The organism is Curvibacter sp. GW821-FHT01G03, assembly GCF_059422285.1.
Genome location: NZ_JBWKWP010000011.1, coordinates 149,378 through 171,660, shown reverse-complemented (window position 1 = coordinate 171,660; position 22,283 = coordinate 149,378). Strand labels below are relative to the sequence as shown.

21 protein-coding genes are annotated in these 22,283 nt (G+C 66.3%); 6 read left to right on the top strand and 15 right to left on the bottom strand.

Going from position 1 to position 22,283, the window contains the following annotated elements:
* Nucleotides 1-23: 23 nt before the first annotated feature.
* From AC07VS_RS17600 to AC07VS_RS17560, 9 genes are all read right to left on the bottom strand, one after another.
* The gene (locus AC07VS_RS17600; protein WP_494655643.1) at nucleotides 24-851 is read right to left on the bottom strand and encodes an ABC transporter permease; all 828 of its coding nucleotides are present in this window, start codon (nucleotides 849-851) and stop codon (nucleotides 24-26) included.
* On the bottom strand, nucleotides 848-1,696 hold the full coding sequence (locus AC07VS_RS17595) for an ABC transporter ATP-binding protein (RefSeq protein WP_492345599.1): 849 nt from the start codon (nucleotides 1,694-1,696) through the stop codon (nucleotides 848-850). The genes AC07VS_RS17600 and AC07VS_RS17595 overlap by 4 nt, the downstream gene beginning before the upstream one ends.
* Nucleotides 1,697-1,769: 73 nt before the next feature.
* Nucleotides 1,770-2,780, bottom strand: coding sequence for an ABC transporter substrate-binding protein (locus AC07VS_RS17590; protein ID WP_494655642.1), 1,011 nt, complete (start codon nucleotides 2,778-2,780; stop codon nucleotides 1,770-1,772).
* A 64-nt stretch (nucleotides 2,781-2,844) separates the two neighbouring features.
* On the bottom strand, nucleotides 2,845-3,693 hold the full coding sequence (locus AC07VS_RS17585; protein WP_494751597.1) for a creatininase family protein: 849 nt from the start codon (nucleotides 3,691-3,693) through the stop codon (nucleotides 2,845-2,847).
* 41 nt (nucleotides 3,694-3,734) lie between these two features.
* Nucleotides 3,735-4,193, bottom strand: a complete 459-nt coding sequence (locus AC07VS_RS17580; protein ID WP_494655640.1) for a RidA family protein — start codon at nucleotides 4,191-4,193, stop codon at nucleotides 3,735-3,737.
* The gene (locus tag AC07VS_RS17575) at nucleotides 4,190-5,488 is read right to left on the bottom strand and encodes an amidohydrolase family protein (RefSeq protein WP_492345598.1); all 1,299 of its coding nucleotides are present in this window, start codon (nucleotides 5,486-5,488) and stop codon (nucleotides 4,190-4,192) included. Before AC07VS_RS17575 ends, AC07VS_RS17580 begins: the two co-directional genes overlap by 4 nt.
* A 29-nt stretch (nucleotides 5,489-5,517) precedes the next feature.
* Entirely contained in the window at nucleotides 5,518-6,105 is a 588-nt protein-coding gene (locus AC07VS_RS17570; protein ID WP_494751596.1) for an NAD(P)H-dependent oxidoreductase, read from the bottom strand.
* Between the two features lie 145 nt (nucleotides 6,106-6,250).
* The gene (locus tag AC07VS_RS17565; RefSeq protein ID WP_494751595.1) at nucleotides 6,251-6,946 is read right to left on the bottom strand and encodes a TetR/AcrR family transcriptional regulator; all 696 of its coding nucleotides are present in this window, start codon (nucleotides 6,944-6,946) and stop codon (nucleotides 6,251-6,253) included.
* 10 nt (nucleotides 6,947-6,956) lie between these two features.
* A complete protein-coding gene (locus AC07VS_RS17560; protein WP_492345314.1) occupies nucleotides 6,957-7,499 on the bottom strand; it encodes a nucleoside deaminase in 543 nt (180 codons plus the stop codon).
* Nucleotides 7,500-7,708: 209 nt separating this feature from the next.
* Between AC07VS_RS17560 and AC07VS_RS17555 the strand changes: the two genes are divergently transcribed.
* Nucleotides 7,709-9,877 carry an NAD(P)-binding protein gene (locus tag AC07VS_RS17555; RefSeq protein ID WP_492345313.1) on the top strand — a complete coding sequence of 723 codons (2,169 nt, stop codon included), beginning with the start codon at nucleotides 7,709-7,711 and terminating at the stop codon, nucleotides 9,875-9,877.
* Here AC07VS_RS17555 and AC07VS_RS17550 read toward each other — a convergent pair.
* A complete protein-coding gene (locus AC07VS_RS17550; protein WP_494655637.1) occupies nucleotides 9,855-13,103 on the bottom strand; it encodes an AAA family ATPase in 3,249 nt (1,082 codons plus the stop codon). The two genes, AC07VS_RS17555 and AC07VS_RS17550, sit on opposite strands and share 23 nt — an antisense overlap.
* Before the next feature lie 160 nt (nucleotides 13,104-13,263).
* A complete protein-coding gene (locus AC07VS_RS17545) occupies nucleotides 13,264-14,709 on the bottom strand; it encodes an oxygenase MpaB family protein (protein ID WP_494751594.1) in 1,446 nt (481 codons plus the stop codon).
* 220 nt (nucleotides 14,710-14,929) lie between these two features.
* On the opposite strand from AC07VS_RS17545, the gene AC07VS_RS17540 reads away from it, so the two are divergent.
* The gene (locus tag AC07VS_RS17540) at nucleotides 14,930-15,538 is read left to right on the top strand and encodes a gamma-glutamylcyclotransferase (RefSeq protein ID WP_494655635.1); all 609 of its coding nucleotides are present in this window, start codon (nucleotides 14,930-14,932) and stop codon (nucleotides 15,536-15,538) included.
* 18 nt (nucleotides 15,539-15,556) lie between these two features.
* Here the strand turns inward: AC07VS_RS17540 and AC07VS_RS17535 are convergent, their stop codons facing one another.
* The 3 genes from AC07VS_RS17535 to AC07VS_RS17525 form a co-directional block, all read right to left on the bottom strand.
* Nucleotides 15,557-16,138 (bottom strand): nucleotidyltransferase family protein, encoded by a 582-nt coding sequence (locus tag AC07VS_RS17535; protein WP_494751593.1) that lies wholly within the window; start codon nucleotides 16,136-16,138, stop codon nucleotides 15,557-15,559.
* Nucleotides 16,139-16,274: 136 nt separating this feature from the next.
* On the bottom strand, nucleotides 16,275-16,913 hold the full coding sequence (locus tag AC07VS_RS17530) for a CoA transferase subunit B (RefSeq protein WP_492345308.1): 639 nt from the start codon (nucleotides 16,911-16,913) through the stop codon (nucleotides 16,275-16,277).
* Nucleotides 16,914-16,915: 2 nt separating this feature from the next.
* Nucleotides 16,916-17,623: a CoA transferase subunit A gene (locus AC07VS_RS17525; protein ID WP_492345307.1), complete on the bottom strand. Its 708-nt coding sequence runs from the start codon at nucleotides 17,621-17,623 to the stop codon at nucleotides 16,916-16,918.
* A gap of 103 nt (nucleotides 17,624-17,726) precedes the next feature.
* Here AC07VS_RS17525 and AC07VS_RS17520 point away from each other — a divergent pair, with 103 nt between their 5' ends.
* Together AC07VS_RS17520 and AC07VS_RS17515 are read left to right on the top strand one after the other, a co-directional pair.
* Nucleotides 17,727-18,281: a helix-turn-helix transcriptional regulator gene (locus AC07VS_RS17520; RefSeq protein WP_492345597.1), complete on the top strand. Its 555-nt coding sequence runs from the start codon at nucleotides 17,727-17,729 to the stop codon at nucleotides 18,279-18,281.
* 75 nt (nucleotides 18,282-18,356) lie between these two features.
* Nucleotides 18,357-18,863 carry a DUF1993 domain-containing protein gene (locus tag AC07VS_RS17515; RefSeq protein WP_494655633.1) on the top strand — a complete coding sequence of 169 codons (507 nt, stop codon included), beginning with the start codon at nucleotides 18,357-18,359 and terminating at the stop codon, nucleotides 18,861-18,863.
* Between the two features lie 327 nt (nucleotides 18,864-19,190).
* On the opposite strand, the gene AC07VS_RS17510 is transcribed toward AC07VS_RS17515, so the two are convergent.
* Entirely contained in the window at nucleotides 19,191-20,642 is a 1,452-nt protein-coding gene (locus tag AC07VS_RS17510; RefSeq protein ID WP_494655632.1) for a catalase, read from the bottom strand.
* A 178-nt stretch (nucleotides 20,643-20,820) separates the two neighbouring features.
* On the opposite strand from AC07VS_RS17510, the gene AC07VS_RS17505 reads away from it, so the two are divergent.
* Complete coding sequence (locus AC07VS_RS17505) at nucleotides 20,821-21,402, top strand: peroxidase-related enzyme (protein ID WP_494751592.1); 582 nt, start codon at nucleotides 20,821-20,823, stop codon at nucleotides 21,400-21,402.
* Between the two features lie 9 nt (nucleotides 21,403-21,411).
* The gene (locus AC07VS_RS17500; protein ID WP_494751591.1) at nucleotides 21,412-22,281 is read left to right on the top strand and encodes a metal-dependent hydrolase; all 870 of its coding nucleotides are present in this window, start codon (nucleotides 21,412-21,414) and stop codon (nucleotides 22,279-22,281) included.
* The last annotated feature ends 2 nt before the right edge of the window (nucleotides 22,282-22,283 follow it).

Here is a 22,283-nt window from a genome sequence, read left to right as displayed (position 1 = left end):
GGACGTCAGGGACAGGAAAAGGGTCACTCGTGGGCGGTTTCACTGGCGTGCCAGCCGCTGAGGGCCCGCCGGCTCAGCCAGGCCATCAGCGCAAACAGCGCCACGCCGGTCAACGAAATCAACAGCAGCGCCGCAAACATGCGCGGGATGTTGAGCTGGAAGCCTGCCTGCAGGATCTGGTAGGCCAGCCCGGCGCCGCTGCCGCCGGTGCCGGCCACGAACTCAGCCACCACCGCGCCGATCAGGGCCAGGCCGCTGGAGATGCGCAGGCCACCGAAGAAATACGGCAAGGCACTGGGGATGCGCAGGCGCACCAGCGACTGCCAGCGCGTGGCGTGGTTGAGCCGGAAGTAGTTCTGCAGATCGGGCTCGACGCTGCGCAGGCCCAGCGTGGTGTTGCTGATGATCGGAAACAGCGCCACCAGGGCGGCGCAGATCACCATCGACAGCGTGGCATCGCGCACCCAGATGATGATCAGCGGGGCCACTGCCACGATGGGGGTCACCTGCAGCAGCACCGCGTAGGGAAACAAGGCGGTCTCGATCAGGCGGCTCTGCACGAACAGGAAGGAGATCAACACGCCCACCACCACGGCCAGGACGAAGGCGAACAGCGTGATCTTGAGGGTGACCCACAAGGCCAGGCCCAGGGTGGCCCAATCCTTGATCAGGGTCTGCAGCATCAGGCCCGGCGAGGGCACCAGGTAGGGCGGCAGCTCCAGCCCGCTGACCAGGCCCTGCCAAAGGGCCAGCAGGACCAGGCCCACCAGCAGCGGGTACACCACGCGCTGCACCTCGGGGCGGTGCAGCCAGGCCACAGGGGCCTTGGGGGCGGGGACGATCGAGCTCATGGCTGGGTCTCCTCGGCGCTGGCGCGCAACAGACTGTCCTGCAACTGACGGGCGTATTGGCTGAACTGCGGAGAGACCATGAAGTCGGCCGCCCGCGGGTGCGGCTCGTCGATGAAAAACTGCTCTACCACCCGGCCGGGGCGGGCCGCCATCATGACGACGCGGCTCGACAGGAACACCGCCTCGTGGATCGAATGGGTGACGAAGATCACGGTGAGCTTCTTCTTGCGCCACAGCTCCAGCAGGTCGGCGTCGAGCTTGTGGCGGGTGATCTCGTCGAGCGCGCCAAAAGGCTCATCCATCAACAGCAGATCGGGCTCGGTGACCAGCCCGCGGGCAATTGACACCCGCATCTGCATGCCGCCCGACAGGGCCCGGGGCAAGGCCCGGTCGAACTGGGACAACCCCACCAGGGCCAGCACCTCGCTCACGCGGGCCTCGGCCTCGGCGCGGGGCACACCGGCCAGGTCCAGGGGCAGGCGCACGTTGCTGCGCACCGTGGCCCAGGGCATCAGGGTGGGCGACTGGAACACAAAGGCCATGCGGCGCCCGGTCTGGGTCAGCTCGGCCACGGGCTTGCGCCACAACAGCAGGCGCCCGTCGCTGGGCTCCAGCAGGCCGGCCACCATCTTCAGCAAGGTACTTTTTCCACAGCCCGAAGGCCCCAGCAGGGTCACGAACTCGCCTTCGCGCAGGCTCAGGTCCACCGGCAGCAGGGCGCGGGTCCCGTTGGGGTAGATTTTCTCGGCCGACAGAATGTCAACGGCGGGCACCTCGGGCACGGGGGCCGGATCGACGACGGGGGGCCGAGGCGCGGACGGCAGGCGACTGGGGTCGGGTTTCATGGCGAGGCTTTCGGGGTCGAAGCGGCCTGTGAGCAGTCGCAGGCCGTGGTCAGCACGGGTCAAGGCAGCAGGATCAAGGCAGGACCTTCACGTCCTTGACGAACTCGGTGCTGTAGGCCTCGTTCATCTTGACCTTGGCCGGGTCGATCAACTGGGTGCTGACCAGAAAGTCGTAGCTGGCCTTGATGCGCGTGTCGGTCATCACCCCGATGCCCAGTTTGGCTGCATCGCCGCCCCCCACCATGCCGGTTTCCTTGAGCTTGCTGACGCTGTAGGCCAACTGCTCATCGGTCATCTGCGGGTTGTCCTTCTTGATCAGGGCGTTGCCAGGCGCCGGATCGGCCAGGTAGCTCTTCCAGCCCTCAATGGAGGCCTTCACAAAGGCAGCCACGGCTTTTTTGCGGGTCTGGGTGGTCTTGTCCATGCACGAGATGGTGGTGGCATAGGCCGGGAAGCCGTGGTCGCTGAACATCAGGGTGTTGGCCTTGACACCGGCCTTCTGGATGGCGAAAGGCTCGCTGGTCAGGTAGCCCTGCTGGGCCGTGTTCTTGTCGGCCACAAAGGGCTGAATGTTGAAGGTGTAGGGGCGGGTCTGGGCATCGGTGAAACCGTACTTGGCCTTGAGCCAGGGCCAGAAGCCCTTCTGGGCCGAGCCCGCGATCAGGATGGTCTTGCCCTTGAGGTCTTCGAACTTCTTCACGTCTTCATGCGCGATCAGCACCTGCGGGTCTTTCTGGAACAGGGCGGCCACGTTGACCACGGGCACCCCGCCTTCGCGGATCTGCACCATCTGCAGGTCGCTGGAGCCCATCACGCAGTCGGCTTGGCCGGCAGCCATGATCTGCACCACATTGACCTGGGGGCCGCCCATCTTGATGCTCACATCGAGGCCGGCCTTCTTGTACAGGCCGGTGGCCAGGGCCTGATAGAAGCCGCCATGCTCGGCCTGGGCATACCAGTTGGTCATGTACACAAAGGGCTCGTCGGCCCGCGCGACACCGGTGCCCAGGGCAAGGGCCAGGCTGGCCAGGGCCAGCGGGCGCAGGGGGCGGCGAAGAGTGGACGGCACGGCAGAGAAGGTCATGGCATAGCTCCAGTGGGGGTTGAGACAGGGGGTGAAAAGACAGTGGCGATGCAGGGCTAGGGCCTCAGGCCTCGATGTGTCCGCTGTGGTGGGCCCGGCCCCAGGTGGCCTCGGCACGCGGCGCCCAGTTCAGTTCGTGCAGTTCGGTGATCGCCTGGGCCCAGCTCTCGGCCAGCGAATCGAGGATGGCCTGGCCCTGCTCGGCCGTGGCCGGCAAGGGGTCACCGATGACCCCGCTGGGGCCGAAGTCGCGTGCGCTCCAGGCGCAGGCAGGTCGGCCGTCGGGCGACAGCAGGCGCGAGGGAAACTCGGGCGGGTAGTTGCAGACCGCCCGCGACATGTCCACCGTGTCGGGCGCCAGCGCCAGCATGAGTGCGGTTTCGGCATGGCCGGCATGCATGGCCAGCTTCTTTTCGCGCTCCGACAGGTAGCGCCCCGCCACATGGGGCACGCGCCAGGTGAAGCTGGGCACCACGATGAAGTCACCGTGGCGCAGGCGCAGCTCGCGCGCCGCCATCTCCATCACCTGGGGCTGGCCGCCGTGGCCATTGACGATCAGGAGCTTGCGAAAGCCGGCCCGGTACACCGATTCGCCCACCTCGTTCATGGTGGCCAGCAGGGTCTCGCCACTCAAGGTCATGGTGCCGGGAAAGTGCAGGTGCTCTTCGCTCTTGCCGTAGGTGATGGGGGCCATGGCATAGGCTGGCACCGAGGGGCTCAGGCGGGCCAGTGCGTGGCCCACCACGCCGGCGGCAATCACCGAATCCACGGCACACGGCAGGTGCGGCCCGTGCTGCTCGGTGGCGCCGGTGGGCAACACGATGACCGTGTTGGCCGGGTCGGGCAGGTCGGCGATCTGGCGCCAGCTCAGGTAAGGCAGGTAGCGTTGGGGCGGGTTGTAGCCGTGCAGCATGGGCAGTCCTTGGGTTCGACGCTTGGGTTCGACGCTTCGGTTCAGCGAAGTGGCAGGTAGGCCGTGGCCTCGACCTCGATCACGATGTCGGGGCTGGGCAACATGCCGCTGACCTCGACCACGGTGGAGGCCGGCGGCTCGCCCGGGAAAAACAGCCGGCGCACGCGGCTGTAGCGCGGAAAGTCATCCAGACACTTGAAGTACTGGACCAGCTTGAACACATCGCTCATCTGGCCGCCCGCAGCCTCGACGGTCAGGCGGATGCGGTCGAGCACAAACCAACTCTGGGCCAGGATGGGGCCGTCCTTGTAATCGCTGGAGAACTCACCGGTGCGGCCGATGAGTTCGGCCGCCTCGTCCGGGATGTCGGCAAAGCCGCGCACGATCTTCTGTTCTGCCGGCTCGACCGCAATCACCCCCGACAGGAAGATGAAATCACCGGCACGGCGCCAGGCGGCATAGCGGGCCAGGGGTTGGGCGATGGTGGCTTGCGGGCTCATGGTGCGACCTCTTGCAGTGGGTGGGGCGCAGCCAGGCGCCGGCCTTCGCGCAGCACCACCCGCCGGGCTGTGCGCGAGGGAAAGCCCCAGGCGTTGGCCTCGGGAAAGATCAGCAGGTCAGCCGGGCTGCCCACGCCCCAGGGGCGGGCTGAGCCGGCGCGCGCCAGCCAGTCGCGGCGGCACAAGGTGTCGGTCCAGTCGTCGAAGGCCTGGGACGCCTGGGCCCATTGGCCCATGGCCACGCCGGTGGCAAAGGCCTCCAGCGGGTCGAAGCTGCCCAGCGGACAGAACGGGTCTTGCACGTTGTCGCTGGCCAGCAGCAGCGGGATGCCGCGCGCCCTCGCCTCTTTCACCAGCGTCAGCCCGCGCTGGCGCGGCGTGCGCCCGGTGACGGCGTCCTGCAGCAACAGATTGGTGATGGGCAGGGTGACCAGGGTCAGGCCGGCGCGGGCCACCGCGTCGAGGATGGGCAGCGCCCGCTCCTCGGGCATGGCGGCCAGGGCACAGGTGTGGCCGCACACCACCCGGCCTTGCAGGCCCAGGGCCGGCACCAGCTCGGCGACGTGGGCCAGCCCCTGAGCCTCGGCGTGCAATTCTTCGTCCACATGCAGGTCCACGTCCAGATCGTGCTGGCGGGCCGCCATCAGCAGGTGGCGCAGGGCCTGCGGGTTCCAGTTGGTGCTGTGCACAAACCCTCCGAGGCAGGCCCCGGGCCCAGAGGCCGCCACCCGGGCCGCCAGCGAGAGCGCGGTGTCGAGTTCGGCAAACAGGTGCAGCGGGATCAGGCTGACGCGGTCAAGCTGCAGCCGGCCGCGCCAGTCTTCGGCCAGTTCGCGCAACACGGGCCAGGCCACGGGCGTGACCTCGGGCTCCCACCAGTCGCAGTGGGTGCGCAGGTGCACCACCCCGGCGGCATGGGCCCATTGCAGGCCCTGGCTGGCGCGCTGGCGCACGTCCTCGACGCTCCAGTGGGCGCGGTCGGCCATCATGGCCTCGATGGCGCCCAACAGACCGGGCTGGACTTGCCCCATGCGCGACAGGGTGAAGGCCTTGTCGAGGTGGGTGTGGGCATCCACCAGCCCCGGCAACACGGGCGCGCCGCCCAGGGCCCAGGCGCCTGGGGGCAAAGGCCCACTGCCTTGGGGGCGAACAGCGCTGATGCGCCCGCCCTCCAGCAGCACATCGGCCAGCGCGGGCAGGCCCTGGCTGCGCGGCCAGTCGGCCGGCAACGCCCAGGCCGGCAGGCGCGCTCCGCCCAGGGCCGGCAGTGCATCGCCCTGGCCCACAGCGGCCATCGGGACGGATGGATTCAGATCGGAGAGATTCATGCGAAGCGCCTCATGGCCTGGCCGACACGGGCCTTGAAGGCCTCCAGCGTCTTCGGGGTGGCCACATTCATGTGGTAGCGGGCGTGGTAGCTGACCTTGGCCCCACCTCCAGTGAGCAGGCGCAGGTAGCGAGAGATCACCTTGCGCGGCGGGTCGCCCATCAGCAGCGCCGTCCAGCGCGGGCGGCCATAGGTGACCACGGCCGAGATGTGCCGGATGTGGGTGAGCGAGGGCTTGACGTTCTGCGGGTCGCTGATGTCGAACGCCACGCCGGGCATGAGCACCCGGTCAAAAAAGCCCTTGAGGATGGCCGGCAAGCCGAAGCACCAGGTCGGAAAGCAGAACACCAGGGCCTCGGCCCACATCAGGCGGTCTACATAGCGTTGCACCGGGCGTTGGTTGTGCGGCACCTCGTGGTAGCCCAGCCGCTCTTCGCGCGACATCACCGGATTGAACTCTTCCGCGTACAGATCGCAGTCATCGACCTCATGGCCCGCCTGCCGCAGGCTTTCCAGCACCTGGCGGTGCAGCGCCGCATTGAAGCTGGTCTCCACCGGGTGGGCATAAATCACCAGAATCCGCATCGACTTCTCCCCTTTCGTGGCGAAGGCATCGACCCCAGCAAAACCCCATCGGCTGAAAGTTGACCGTTTGATTTGATCAATCGGTCAAATCACTTGCAAAGCCTGTGCCAGGCTGGATTCGAGGTGGCAGCGGGCATGACCCGGGTCAAGCAGGCCCGGATGCCCCAGGGCGATGCACCGCTGCGTCATCCGCGGGCAGTCCGCAGCCCAGCAGCACGAAATTGGTGAGTTCATGCACGATGGGCTCGCGTTCGATCGGTGCATCGGGCGCCAGCCCGAGCATCACCCGCACCTGCACGCCGTAGTCGGCGTAGTGCTGGGTCATGCCCCAGATCTGCATCAGCAGCACGCGTGGATTGAGGGGGCGGATCAGCCCCCGGGCCATCCAGCGTTCGATGACGGCCACCTTGTCGTCAGTGGACTGGCGTGCTACCGGCCAGTAGCGCCCCAGCTTGCGTCCGCCGGCCAGCACCTCGCTGGTGAAGATGCGCGACAGGCCGGGGTTGTCCAGCGCGTAGTCCAGCTTGCGGCGCACGTATTCCCGCAGCACCTCGCGCGGCTCGTCGGCATTGCCGTCAAACACGAAGGCGTTGCTCCAGCCGGCCAGCACCGAGCCCAGCAGCTCTTCGTACAACTCGTCTTTGCCCCGGATGTAGTAGTGCAACTGGGGCTTGGTCAGGCCGGCCCGCTCGGCAATCGCCTGGGTCGACGCGCCCTTGAAGCCGTGCAGGCTGAACTCGGCAATCGCCGCCTCGCGGATCAGGGCCAACGTGCGCTCACGGCCCAGCCGCTGTCGGGTCTGAGGGCCGGTGTCGTCCAGGGCCTTGGGCTGGGCGTTCATGCGAGGCCCGTCAAGCCTTCCAGGCGCCGACGTGCGAGCGGCTGGCTTCGTCGATCAGCGCTGGGCCGATGCATTCGATGGCATAGGGCGAGGCCTCGAACACATCGCGGCATGACAACTCGGCATCGCGCTGGTCCAGGCGTTCGCCCCGGAAGGCACGCAGACGCCAGGCGTCAATGCCGTACACCACGCGCCGGATGTTGGACCAATAGATGGCCCCGGCACACATCACGCAGGGCTCGCCCGAGGAATACAGGGTGGCCTGGGCCAGTACCTCGCGGGTGTAGCGCGGGCTGACCGCGCGCACCAGGCTGGTTTCGGCATGCCCGGTGCAGTCGCCTGTTTCGGTGGTATTGCACCAGGCTTCGCCCATGACCTCGCCTTCAGGCGACACCAGCACCGCACCAAAAGGCCGGTTGCCGCGCGAGCGCCCCAGGTCGGCCAGACCAATGGCCTGACGCAGGTAGCGGCCGTCGCGCTCATCCAGGAGCACTTCAGTGGGCAAGAGGTCAGCGGCAGCAGCAGGGGCTGTCAGAGGGGAATCAGAGGTCATCAGGTGGAGGCCCAGGGGACAGAGGAACACAGAAGGCACGGGCCCGGACGGCCCGCTGCCCTGCCCCGGATCATGCATTTCCCATGCCATGCGGCAGGGCCTGCAGAGGCTGGCCCTGCCTCAAAAAACGACTTGACCCCATACAGAACGTCCCCGGATACTCGCCGCTGATCGGAAAAATGATCATTATTAACAATTAAGAACGTTCCATGAACAAAGCGCAGAACGCTTCAGGCAAGCAGAAGATCGCGATTCTGGGAGGTGGCGTCGGCGCCATGACCAGCGCCTTCCAGATCACCAGCGAACCGGGCTGGCAGGACCGTTACGAGGTCACGGTGTACCAGATGGGTTGGCGGCTGGGCGGCAAGGGGGCCAGCGGGCGACGCGCCCCGCATTGGCGCATCGAGGAACACGGGCTGCACATCTGGCTGGGCTTCTACCACAACGCGTTTCGCATGATGCAGCAGGCGTTGACCGAGCTGAACCCCGACGCCGAACCCGTGGCTGTGGGCCACACCCCGCCGCGCATCGCCAAGGGCGTGTTCCTACGGTGCGAGGATGCTTTCGAGCCGCACAGCTATGTGGGGGCTTACGAAGCCTTCGACGGCGACCCCACGCCCTGGATGATGCAGATGCCCACCAACGGCCAACGGCCCTGGCAAGGTGGTGCCCTGCCCTCACTGTGGTCCTACCTGTCCGAATTGGTGCAGTTGCTGCTGGGGCAGGCCGGCCAGTCGGTGCATGCGCGGGTGTACCGCAACGAGCACCCGATCCATCACCATGGCCTGATCGGCTGGATCAAGGAGCAGGCCGAGGAGCTGGCCCTGACGGTGGAAGAGGTGGCCGTCAGCGCTGGCTTGGGTGCCCTGGTGCTGCTGCAGCAATTGCTGGCCCGCCTGGCCAAAGACCCCAAGGCACACCAGGCGCGCGAGCGCGAACTGATCGAAAGCCTGCTCGGGCACCTGCAGACCTGGGTGGCCCATGAGTACGAACGACTGGACCCGGACGACCTGGCCGCCCTGCGCCATCTGCTGATGGTCGATCTGGTGGTGTCGGTGTTGCGGGGCCTGCTGATCGACCAGGTGCTGGAAGGCCGGCCGCTGGGCGAGCTGGACGAGGAGATCCGGGTCTGGCTGCGGCGCCACGGGGCCATGCCCGCCACCCTGGACACCCGTGTCAACCCCTTGCTGCGACTGTTCTACGACTTTGTGTTCGCCTTCGACCAAGGGGACAGTCAGGACACCGAACGCAGCGCCAACTACGCCACGGCCCCCACGGTGCGCACCCTGTTCCGCATGTGCTGCACCTACAACGGTGCGATCTTCTGGAAGATGCGTGCCGGCATGGGCGACACCATCTTCACCCCGCTGTACAAGGCCCTGGCCCAGCGCGGAGTGCAGTTCCGCTTTTTCCACAAAGTTCAGCGCCTGAGCCTGTCGGAGGACCGCCGCGCCATCGAACGCATCGGCATGGCCCGCCAGGTCGACACCCCCAGCCCTTACCAACCGCTGGTGAACGTGAAAGGCCTGGACTGCTGGCCGGCCGAGCCCGACTACAGCCAACTGAGCCAGGGCGAGGCCTTGCGCCAGGCCGCGACCGAACAGGGCCTGGACCTGGAGTCGCTGTGGTTCCGCTGGGACAACGCAGCCGAGTTCGAGCTGCAACGCGGGCGTGACTTTGACACCGTGGTGTTCGGCATCTCACTGGGCAGCGTGCCCCTGCTGTGCGACGAGCTGTGCCGGGCCGAGCCGCGTTGGCAGACCATGGTCGACCGGGTCAAGACCGTGTGCACCCAGGGCGTGCAGTTCTGGCTTCGCCCCCCTCTGGCCGAACTGGGCTGGACCGCCCCGCCGCCGATCGTCGACTCCTTCATCGAGCCGCTGGACAGCTGGGCCGACATGAGCCACCTGCTGCCCATGGAGATCTGGCCCGAAGGCCAGGCACCGCGCAACGTCGCCTACTTCTGCGGCGCACTGGATGAGCCCCCACTGGACCCGCAAGACGCGGCCACACCCCACCGGGCACTGGACAAGGTCAAGGCCGCCACCGAGGTGCTGACCCGCGAGCACGTGCGCCTGCTGTGGCCCCAGGCCGTGAACGGTGCGGGCGCCCTGCCCGCCGACGCCGTGGTCGAGGTCTACCAGCGTGCCAACGTCGATCCCTCGGAGCGCTACGTGATGTCGGTGGCGGGCAGCGCCTCGGCGCGCATCAAGGCCAATGAAACCGGCTTTGACAACCTGGTGATCACGGGCGACTGGATCGACAACGGCTTCAACGCCGGCTGCGTGGAGGCGGCCGCCATGGCCGGGCTGCAGGCTGGCAACGCCGTGCTGGGCCGCCCGCTGTACGAAGGGGTTACAGGGCAGGATCTGTGCTGAGCGGGCAGGTGCTGGCCGCCAGGGCCGCGCGCGCCTCGCGCACGACCCAGGTATCCTGACCTTCGGTCACCTGGGCCAGCAGCTCGGGCAACCAGGGCGCCGGCGGGCCCCCGGCCTGCGCGGCCCGCCACAACTGCGTGGCGATGCGCAGCCCCCAGGGCAGCTGGTGCAGGCGCAGCGCCAGCTCCAGGCCGGCACGCAGGTGGCCCAAGCCCAGTTCGGGCTCTTGAGGGTGGCGGCGCCATTCGATCTCGCCCCGAACGCGCAGGATCTCGATGCGGCAGAAGAAATCCTCGTTGGCCTCGCAGGCCTTGAGCGCCGACTCGATCTCATCGGAGGCATCCTGGTACTGGCCATTCAGCATCAGGGCCTCGGCCAGCTTGCATCGCCACTGCGGCTGGATGACGCCGACGCCAATCGAGCCCTGGAAGGCCAGCGCTGCGCGCAGGGCCTCGATGCCCTCGGTCAGGCGGCCGCTCATGGCCAGGGCCCAGCCTCGGCTGGCGGTGGTGGTGGCCAGCCAGAACACATGGCCGACCTCGCGGCAATAGGCGATGTGCTGGTCGATCTCCTGCAACAGGCGTTCAGGCTCATGAACCATCACGTTGTAGGCACTGCGGAAGGCCAGGGTCCAGGCCTGGCTGAAGGGATGGTTCAGCGCACTCGACCAGCGCCCGGCTCGCTCGATGGCAGCCTGGGCCTGATCGGTGAGGCCCAGCGCCCACAAGGCATAGGACCGGTAGCATTCGGCGGCCACGCGCGGGTCGGAGCCATAGATGCGACAGGTCTCGGCATCGCGCACGGGGTCGTAGACCTCGACCGCGCGCAAAAAGGTTTCGTTGGCACCCCGGAAATCGCCGGTCCACAGCAGGGACACCCCCACCGAGAAAGTGGCCTGGGCCAGCATGGTGGGGGCCCCGGCACGTTGCACAAAGGCCAGGTTCTGCTCCGCCAGTTGCACCAGGCCGGCCTGCTGCCCCTTGACCTGCCGATACCCCCAGACGCCATTCAGGGCCACGAAGATCTCAGGCCGATCCGGCATGACCTGGCACAGGGCTTCGACCCGGGCATACAAGGTTTCCAGCTCGGGTGCGGTGAAGCCCCGCGTGACCTTGATGGCTGGGGCCAGCGTGCTCAACAGGCTGAGTTCGAGCTGAGCCCCCTCTTCTGGCGTGAGATGGCCCACCAGCGCCAGACCGGCGCGCAGGTGCAGCACCGCCTCGTGGTTGGCCGAGCGGGCCAGGGCCATCTGCCCGGCGCGCAACCACAGTTGCACGGCTTTGGACCATTGATGGGCTTCGCTGTGGTGATGGGCCAGCAGCTCGGGCTGGCGCTGCATCAGGCCGGGGTCGCGCCGCAGCAGCTCGCCCGCCAGCAGCCCATGCAGCATGAGCCGGTCGCGCCGCAGCATCGAGTCGTAGGCGGCGGCCTGAACCAGCGCGTGTTTGAACTCGAAATCCTGGTCGCTGCCCTCCAGGGCGAACACCAGGCCTGCCGCCAGCAGCTCCTGCAACCCTTGCTGGACCAGCGCCTCGTCGGCACCGCACAGCGCGGCCAGCAGACTGCGCCGGAAGCGCCGGCCGATCACCGAGGCGCGGCGCGCCACAGCGCGGCCGGCATCGAGCCGGTCCAGACGCGCGGCCAGCGAGTCACGCAGGTTGTCCGGGATCAGCGCCACCGGCAGGGCCACACGCAACTCGAAGCCGCCCGGGGTCTCTTGCAGCACATCGGACTCCAGCACGGTGCGGGTGAACTCCTCGATGAACAGAGGCACGCCATCGGTGTTTTCGATGATCCGGGCTACCACCACGGCGGGCAGGCGTTTGCCACCCATGCAGTGCAGCAGCAGGGCTTCGGCCGCCTCGCTGGGCAAGCGGTCCAGCACCAGGTGTCGGGTGCTCGGCGTCGGGGCCCAGCGGGCACTGTCGCCAGCGCGCTGGGTCAGCACCAGCAGCAGGCGCTGCGAGGCCATCTGCTCGGCCAGGGATCCGACGAGCGCCAGGGTGGAAGGGTCGGCCCAGTGCAGGTCCTCGATTGCCAGCATCATGGGATGCTGCCGCACCACCAGACTCAACCAGCGCAGCACGGCGGCTTCGGTGCGCTTCTTGGCCAATGCGGGCGCCAGGTTCAAGGCAACGGCTGGGCCGTCGGGAGACGCCCGGAGCAGCCGGGCCAGCAACAGCACGTCTTGCTCATGCTCGGCCATGCCGGGGGGCAGGCAGGCCTGCAGCTTGCGGTAGCGCTCGTGGGCGTCGTCCTGGGGCTGGAACTGGGCCAGGCGCTCCATGCCTTCAATCACTGGAAACCATTCGCTGGCCGCGTGGTACGGCGAGCAGCGCAACACCAGCGACAGGGCGCCGTCGCCCCGGGCCTTCTGCCTCAACTGGGCCAGCAGGTGCGACTTGCCAATCCCGGGCTCGCCCTCGATGAGAACCATCCGCGGCTGGCCAAGCAGTGCCTGTTGCCAGTCCTGCAAGAGCTGACCCAACTCGCCGTCACGCCCGATCTGACGCCGTGCCGGGCCGGGCCCGCCCACCGTGCCGGACTCGCCAAGCCGGCACAGGCGCCAGGCCTCCACCGGATGGGCCACCCCGCGCAAGTGGAGCTCGCCCAGCGCCTGCCAGGGCAAGGCATCGCGGATGGCCTGATGGGTGCTGCCCGACACCACCACTTCATTGCCTTGGGCCACGGCCTGCAGGCGGGCTGCGATGTTGGGGGTTTCGCCGATGGCCAGGCGCTCATGGCGGGCCCCTGCCCCGACCTGCCCGACCACCACCATGCCGGTGTGGATGCCGATGCGCACCTGCAGATCCAGCGTGGTGATGTGGCGCAGGCGGGCACTCAGGCGGGGCAGCGCGGAGATGATGCCCTCGGCCGCGCGCAAGGCGCGTGTCGGTGAATCCTCGTGCGCCCGCGGATAGCCAAAGTACACCAGCAGACCATCGCCCAGGTACTGGGCGATGTAACCGTCGTACTGGCGGATGATGTCGGCCGCAATCGCCTGGTAGGCCTGGATGATTTCGCGCAGGTCTTCCGCGTCGACCACCCCAGACAGGGCCGTCGAGTCGACCAGGTCACAGAACAACACGGTCAGGTGGCGCTTCTCGGCCGAGTCTTTCAGCGCTCCGTCAGACTGACCTTGCAGTTGAAAACTCAGTCGGGCACCGCACGAGGCACAGAACCGATGGGTCGCAGCCGCCGGCGTGCCACAGGTTGAACAGCGCATGCGCTGGTCCTGTCCACAGCCAGCGCACTGCGGATCTCCATCGGCCAACACGCCGTGACAGGCAATGCACAACATCTAACGAACTCCTGGTGGACGCGACACGGGCCGTCTCAAGCACATGGCGACAGCCAAAAAACAGACGGCCGGGCCAACAAGACCTTCATGGTTGGGTGGTACCGGACGCGCTGGCCGATCGGGGGCCATGAACCCACCGTTCGATCGCATTGAGCCAACGCGGGGCTTTGGGGTCGACCGACCAGGTGTTCAGGGTGGCATGGACCTCGCCCAGCAACTCGGTGGGCAACACCAGAGGCCGTGTCTGACTGAGCAGAAAAGCCCACACATACTGCTGCCCAATCAGACGGGTGAAGAAGCGCGCCAGCGAAAACCCGGGCACGAACACGCGCACAAGGGCATCCAGCCCCCGCGTGAGCGCCATGCCCAAATTGAAGATCAACACGCTCAAACCACCCGCCGGGGTGATCACGCCGATCTCGCTCGCCACCTCCTGACCGCACAGATGTTGGATCATCAAAGGGCCCACCGGCTTGAGCAGGCGCAAGGGAACCACACTTTCGAGGTTGGCCACCAGTGCTTGACCCAGCAGGGGGCGCACGTCTGGCAAGGGGCGGTCTGCCCGCGCCCGTTGCTGGATCAGGGCGAACAACTCGGCCGCGCTGTCGTAGCGGCTGGCCAGCATGGCATCGCTCACGCCCAGCAGACGCGCGGCCCGGTTCCAGCAATGCAGGTAGGCGGTCTCCTGCTCGGGCAAGAGCCCGAGCCCCAGGCGACGCAGGCTGCGCAGAAAGACGTAGCTGAAGGTCAACAAGGTGTAGCCCAGCTCCTCCTGGTTGCAGGGCATGCCGTGCTGTTGAAGATCCCAGCCATGGGACAACAGGCTGGCCTGCAGACCCTGCACTGGCGTGGGAGACGACAGGGGTGGCACCATGCCTTGGGGGGTACCAGCGGCCCTGCGCACCGAGGCGAGCACCGCTTGAGGTTCCCCGCGCAGGATCAGGTGGCGGATGGTGGCGTGGATCAGACGCACCTTGAGGATCTGCCCCACCCCGCGCCCGCTGGCCGAGGTCAGCCCCCCCGGCAACATGACCGGAAAGATCATGGCGGCGGTGGCGCGGATGCGGTGGTCGGTGTGCTGCTCCAGCTGGCCCGCCACATGCAGGACGTCCGACAAATCGGGCACCACATAGCATTCAGGCAGGCTGGCACAGAATTGAATCAGGCAGGACAACACGCCCAGCTCGGCAAACACCTGCTCGGCCTGGTTGACCAGGGGGTCCGGCGCCCAGTCATAGTCCTGCAGGGCCTGCCGCACATAGTCGACCAGCACGTCGGCCAGATCGGGATAGGCCGGGGGCGGCAGCGGTCGCCAATCGGCCAGGCCACCATTGACCGGCATCTGTTGCAGCAGGCGCGTGGCCGCATTCAGGCGCTCCAGAGGCACCTGATTGAGCTGCTGCAACTGCTCCAGAGTCGGCCCGGCCGGGGGGGACACCCAATCGTGCATCAGCCGGGCCACCGTGGCGTCCGCCAGTGGATCGCCCGCGTACCGCAGGGCATCCAGCGCTTCATTGCTCCAAGACTCCATGAGATCCTTTTTGAGATCAGTGCTCGAAAATATCATATTGAATCGAGCAATCTGGTTAATTGCTGTCGCCAACGATGAATTCAACGCTTTTCGCGCTTTCAAATCGATGGGAATGTCGGCAGGCTCGTTCCAAAAACCACACACCGGCTGGCCAGCCGGCCGAGCGGGCGCAAAATACCACCTTCATTCCGACCCCAGTGCCCTGGATTTCGAAGCAGCCATGAGTGAATTCACCCCGGCAGGCATGACCGCCTTGCGCGACCCTGGTCCCATGCTGGAGCACACCCGACGCCAATGGGGCGGGCAACACGATTTGTGGGTTTTTGCCTACGGATCGCTGATCTGGCGCCCCGAATTTGCGTTTGACGAGCAGCGGCCGGCGCGTGTGCACGGCTGGCACCGCGCCCTCAAGATGTGGAGCCGCATCAATCGGGGTACACCAGAGTGCCCGGGCCTGGTGTTCGGCATGCTGTCGGGCGGTAGCTGCCAGGGTGCGGTGTTCCGCATTCCACGCCACGAGGCCGAGTCGGCCCTGGTGCGGCTGTGGCACCGCGAAATGATGACCGGCGTCTACGACCCGCGCTGGCTGCGCTGCCAAACCCCGACGGGCACCGTGTCGGCGCTGGCCTTCACGTTGTCGCGACGCAGCCCCAGCCACACCGGGAACCTCAGCGAGGCCGATTACCGGCGCATCTTCAGCCAGTCCTGCGGCAAATTCGGCACCACCCTGGATTACGTGCGCCAGACGCACGAGGGGCTGCTGAAGCTGGGCATCCATGACCGCAGCCTGGCCCGCCTGCTGCGCCTGGCCCCCCACAGCACCGAATAGGGGCCTGTCGACAGGCCCCTACCTGGACAGCCGGCAGGCCGCGCGAGCCAGGTCATCCAGGGTGTCGATGTCGGTCACGATGCCGGCGTCGTCCAGATCCAGCGTGAGCACCTGCCCCAGGGCCAGCCACTGGCGCAGCACCGAGGCCGCCCCCACATCGCCCGACAAGGCCAGCAAGCCGTCGCGACAGGCCGGGCCAAACCCCACCGGATGCCCTTTTTCACCCCCATGGCGTGGCAGGACCACCGGCCAGGTCGACAAGGCCCGGGCCACGGATTGCAGGCTCTCAGGTCGCACCAGGGGCAGATCACCGGGCAGGATCAGCCAGCCCGCCGCCTGGGCCGTGGCCTGCACGGCCGCCGCGATGCTGTCGCCCATGCCGGGGTGACCCCGGTCCTCCAGATGCCAGGGCAGCCCGCTGGCGCGCACCGCGTCCAGGGTGCGCTGCAGCACCGTGCGCCCGCCCAGGTCGGCCTGCAGCTTGTGCGTCAGCCCGCCCGAGGCGCGAAAACGCTCGCCGCGGCCCGAGGCCAGCACCAGCACCACCGGGCCGGGCGGGGCCGGCGTGACGTCGAAGGCCATCCTGAGCTCATGTTCCATGGGCCCGATTCTGCCCATCTGCCCCCCAGGGTGCTGGCGTGGCACGAAAAAAAGACGAGGCCAGGCTCGTCTTCAGGGCGACCGCCCCTCGAAACACTCGGGGCGGTCAGCAGGTGCTGGCGGATTCAGGCCGCGATCAGATCAGCGTGACGCCGGTCTTGGATTGCAGCAACTCGCGGGTCACGCCGGGGGCCAGTTCCACCACCTTGAGGCCTTCGGGGGTGACGTCCATCACGGCCAGATCGGTGATGATGCGGTCCACCACGCCCACGCCAGTCAAAGGCAGGGTGCATTGCGGCAAGATCTTCAGGTCTTCGGTGCCGTCCTTCTTCTTGGCCACGTGCTCCATCAGCACGATCACGCGCTTGACGCCCGCCACCAGGTCCATGGCGCCGCCCATGCCCTTGACCATCTTGCCGGGGATCATCCAGTTGGCCAGATCGCCTTTTTCGCTGACCTGCATGGCGCCCAGGATGGACAGGTTGATCTTGCCGCCACGGATCATCGCAAAGCTGTCATGGCTGCCGAAGATCGACGAGCCCTTGATGGTGGTGACCGTCTGCTTGCCGGCGTTGATCAGGTCGGCGTCGACCTCGTCTTCGGTCGGGAAGGGGCCGATGCCCAGCATGCCGTTCTCGGACTGCAGCCACACCTCGATGGTGGACGGCACATGGTTGGCCACCAGGGTGGGGATGCCGATGCCCAGGTTGACGTAGAAGCCGTCTTGCAGTTCGTGCGCGGCACGGGCCGCCATTTGGTCTTGATTCCAGGGCATGTTCAGACTCCTGCCTTTTCGGTGATGGTGCGTTTCTCGATGCGCTTCTCGGGCTGGGCGTTGAGCACCAGGCGGTGCACATAGATGCCGGGCAGGTGCACGTCATCGGGGGCGATCTCGCCCACTTCGACGATCTTCTCGACCTCGACGATGCACAGCTTGCCGGCCATGGCCACGGCGGGGTTGAAGTTGCGCGCGGTGTAGCGGAAACGCAGGTTGCCGGCCTTGTCGGCCACATCGGCTTTCACCAGGGCCACATCGGGCACCAGCGAGCGCTCCATCACATAGGTTTCGCCATCGAATTCACGCAGTTCCTTGCCGTCGGCCACCACGGTGCCCACGCCGGTCTTGGTGAAGAAGGCCGGGATGCCGGCACCACCAGCGCGCAGCTTTTCGGCCAGCGTGCCCTGGGGCGTGAACTCCAACTCAAGTTCGCCAGCCAGGTATTGGCGCTCGAACTCCTTGTTTTCGCCCACGTAGCTGGAGATCATTTTCTTGATCTGGCGGGTTTCGAGCAGCTTGCCCAGGCCAAAGCCGTCAACGCCGGCATTGTTTGAGATCACGGTGAGGTTCTTGGCGCCGGTGTCGCGCAAGGCGTCGATCAGGGCCTCGGGGATGCCGCAGAGGCCGAAACCGCCGACGGCCAGCAATTGCCCGTCACTGACGACGCCCTTGAGCGCTTCGGTGGCGGAGGGAAAAAGTTTGTTCACAAATGTCTCCTGAAGATGCGTGCAGGTGGAACTTAGAATGCAGAAGATACTACTTATTTGGATACGTAGAAGCTCGTAAGCAAGACTCTGTAGGACGCCCTTGATCGAACTCGACTACCGCCTGGCTTTCGACCTCGCCCCCGTGGGCCTGGTGTTGTCGCGCCACCGCGCCATCGTGGACTGCAACCTCCATGTGTGCGAGATGTTCGGCACCACGCGGGACCAGTTGGTGGGCCAGTCTTTCAGGGTGCTGTACCCGAGTGCTGACGAATACGAACGCACCGGCGAGCGCATCGCCCCCATTTTGAATGTCCATGGGCATTATTCAGACGACCGGGTCATGAAGCGGGTCGATGGTCGATTCAAGGGCGAGACCTTCTGGTGCCACGTCACCGGCCGGGCCCTGAATCGGGACAACCCGCATGAAGCCGGCATCTGGACCTTTGAAGACCTGAGCTCACGCCGCCCGGTCAAGGCCGAATTGACGGCCCGTGAACGCGAGGTGGCGGCACACCTGATGAATGGTTTGACGTCCAAGGAGATTGGCCGGGCGCTGGCCATCAGCCACCGCACCGTCGAGATCTACCGCGCCCGCCTGATGCGCAAGTACAAGGCCAACACCACCGCCGATCTGGTGCACCGGCTGCTGGCGGGGTGATGCGGCACCGATCGGCACGAAGACCGGTTTTGGCGGATCATGGCGGTTTTCAAGCAACACCCCCAGGAAAGCCCCATGAGCATTTCGATGTACCAGGCCAGCGTGCCCGTTTTTGTGCGCCAGTTGAGCGCCCTGTCCAGCATTCTGGAAAAAGCGGCGGCCCATGCCGCCACCCAGGGGATCGACCCCGCCACCTACAGCCAGTTGCGCCTCGCACCTGACATGCTGCCCCTGACCAGCCAGGTCTTCATCGCCGCCGACACCGCCAAAGGTTGCGCCGCACGCCTGGCCGGTCTGGAAGCCCCGGCCTTCCCGGACACCGAAGTCACTCTGGCCGAGTTGCAGGCCCGCATCGCCAAGACGCTGGACTACCTGAAGACCATCGCCCCGGCACAGATCGATGGCTCGGAAGCCCGTGAGGTGGTGTTGAAGCTGCGCAGTGGCGACCGACACTTCACCGGCATCGACTACCTGCTGAGCTTTGCACTGCCCAACTTCTTCTTCCACGTGACCACGGCCTACGACCTGCTGCGCCATCAGGGCGTGCCCCTGGGCAAGCTGGACTACCTGGGCGCACGCTGAAGCGCTGCCCTAAAAATAAAAAGGCCACCCCTCGGGGTGGCCATAACGCCGGCAGTTGCGCTACCGGTGTTTAACTTGAATCGGGGGGCGGGTTGCGTCATTCGCATGCAGCCCAGCAGGAATTCCGACCTTCAGGCCGCCGTGCCCTGCCCCACCGATGCCGCCCAGGATTGCAGGGCCTGCCAGAACTCATCACGCCAGGGAAACTGGCGCGCGGACGTCGCGGTGCGAGCCCTCATGCGCCCACCCCATGCGAAGTCAGGCGCTGCAACACCACCGCCAGACCCCCGACATTGAGGGCCAGCCCCAACCACAGGCGGGCGCGCATCATGCCCCCCGACCGAGTTTACGGGCCACGTCGGCACCGTACTGGGCATCGGCCCGGCTGAAGTGCGCGATCTGGCGATCCTGGATCTCGCGCGGCACGCTGGACAGGGCACCGGCAATGTTGCTGGTCAGGTCGTCTTTCTCGGCAGCGGACAGCAGGCGGTACAGGTTGCCGGCCTGGGTGAAGTCGTCCTCGTTGCCACGGGCGTCGTAGCGAGCGGCCGCCGCCACCAGGTCCCACGCCGGCTCACCGTGGCCCATGCCTTGCGGCGCGGTGCCCGCAGCAGCCACGTTGGCGTAATGGGTCGCCGAGCCTCCGTTGTCGATGGCCATGGCGCCGTCGCGCTGCTGGTTGTGGAAGGGGCAGCGCGGGCGGTTCACCGGCAGGTGCTGGTGGTTGGTACCCACCCGGTACAACTGCGCATCGTGGTAAGCGAACAAGCGGCCTTGCAACATCTTGTCGGGGCTGTAGCCCAGGCCCGGCACCACGTTGGCAGGGCTGAACGCGGCCTGCTCGACCTCGGCATGGTAGTTGGCGGGGTTGCGGTTGAGTTCAAGCACGCCCACGGGCAGGCGCGGGAAATCGCTGTGCGGCCAGACCTTGGTCAGGTCAAACGCGTTCCAGCCGGTGCGGGCCTCCCAGGCCAGGCGCTGTTCGTCGGTCATCACCTGGATGAACACATTCCAGCGGGGGAAATCGCCCTGGGCAATGGCCTCGAACAGATCGCGCTGGGCATAGTCGGGATCAGCGCCCGCAAGGCGGCCGGCCTCGGCAGCAGACAGGTTCTTGACGCCTTGCTGGGTCTTGAAGTGCCACTTGACCCAGACGCGCACACCTTCGGCATTGATCAGGCTGAAGGTGTGGCTGCCAAAGCCGTCCATGTGGCGGTAGCCATCGGGCGTGCCCCGGTTGCTGAACAACATGGTGACCTGGTGCAGGCTCTCGGGCGCCTGGCTCCAGAAGTCCCACATCATGGTGGGCGACTTGAGGTTGGTCTGCGGATCGCGCTTCTGGGTGTGCACAAAGTCCGGGAACTTGATCGGGTCCTTGATGAAGAACATGGGCGTGTTGTTGCCCGCGAGATCCCAGTTGCCTTCTTCGGTGTAGAAGCGGGTGGCAAAGCCACGCGGATCGCGCTCGGTGTCGGCACTGCCGCGCTCACCTCCCACGGTCGAGAAACGGGTGAAGGTTTCAGTCTGCTTGCCGATCGTGCTGAACAGGCTGGCCTTGGTGTAGCGGGTGATGTCGTGGGTCACCGTGAAGGTGCCGTACGCCCCCGAGCCCTTGGCATGCACGACGCGCTCAGGGATGCGCTCGCGGTTGAAATGCTGCAGCTTTTCGATCAGGTGAACGTCCTGCAGCAGGATCGGGCCCCGGGGGCCGGCCGTGAGGCTGTTCTGGTTGTCTGCGACCGCAATGCCGGAGGCCGTGGTCAGGGTGGGCTGGCTCATGATGTTGTCCTAGGATGCAAAGGGAGCTGGATGAAGGAATGGTAGAAAGCCACTCAAAATAAACAAAACAAATTGCCTCTAAATAATCAATAGTTTTTATCAACCCAAGGCTTTCATCGAGGAAAGCCCCTCCCTTTGCAACCCTATGATGGCAAGCACAAGCACCATGGAGACCGAAATGAACCGTTCACGCTATGAGCCGCCAGAGTTGAACAATGTCCCAGACGATATTCGGGAAAAAATGCTGGCCGTGCAGGACAAAGCCGGGTTTGTGCCGCAGGTTTTTCTGACGTTGGCGCGCCGCCCTGCCGAGTGGCGGGCCTTTTTTGCCTACCACGATGCCTTGATGCTCAAGGAAGAAGGCTCCCTGAGCAAAGGCGACCGGGAGATGATCGTCACCGCCACCAGTGCCGCCAACCAATGCCTTTACTGCGTGGTGGCCCACGGCGCGCTGCTGCGGATTTATGAAAAAAAGCCGCTGGTGGCCGATCAGGTGGCCATCAACTACCGCAAGGCCGAGATCAGCCCGCGTCAGCGCGCCATGCTCGACTTCGCCATGAAGGTCTGCGAACGCTCGCACGAAGTGGACGACGCGGATTTCGCACCGCTGCACGCGCACGGGTTCTCGGACGAGGACATCTGGGACATCGCGGCCATCACCGCGTTCTTCGGCATGTCCAACCGCATCGCCAGTTTCAGCGGCATGCTGCCCAACCCCGAGTTCTACCTGATGGGGCGCGTGCCCAAGGCCAAGGCTTGAGGGGGTGCGATGACGACCCCAGGCCCATTGAACGTTCGCAGGCTGGATATCGACCTAAGCGCCGGCTTTGAGCGCCATTGGCATGGCGGCGACGCTTTTCGCAGCATGTTTTTCAATGCGCTGTCGATGAGCTTTCCGGTCGGCGAACAGTTCTTCATCGACTCGGTGCGCGAGGCGCTCAAGGCCTTGCCCGAGGGGCCGCAGCATGCTGTGTTGCGCGAGGCGATCCAGGGCTTCATCGGGCAGGAAGCCACCCACCGGCGGGTGCATGGGCTCTACAACGAGCAGTTGGAGCGCCAAGGACTGGTCAATCGCTGGCAGCACTGGGCGCAGCGGCGCATTGAGCGAGCACGCCACCTCAAGGCCCTGCACCCTCTGGCCGTGACCTGCGCTTATGAGCATTGCACAGCGGTGCTGGCCGACCTCACACTGCGCCACGACACCTTGCTGGCCGGTGCCGAGCCCCGCATGCAGACCTTGTGGCGCTGGCACGCCGCCGAAGAGACCGAGCATGGCGCCGTGGCATTTGACCTCTACCAGGCACTGGGCGGCAACCTGACCTGGCGCCGCCGCTGGTTCACCTATGTGCTGATCCTCTTCAGCCTGGACTGCCTGGGCCAGACCCTGCTCAACCTGAAGCGGGACCGCAGTCTGTGGCGCCTGAGCACCTGGCGCAGCGCCCTGGGCTTCATGCTGGGTCGACACGGTGTGTTGCGGCTTTCCGTACCGGCCCTGCTGCGCTATTACCGGGCCGATTTCCATCCCGCGCATCAGGCCGACAGCCAGCCTGCCCAAGGAGAGCACGCGGGCGTCTCGGCCCAACAACTGGCAGAGCGCTGGCTTCAGGCCAACGCCGATCGTTACCGCGTGGTGCGCTGAGA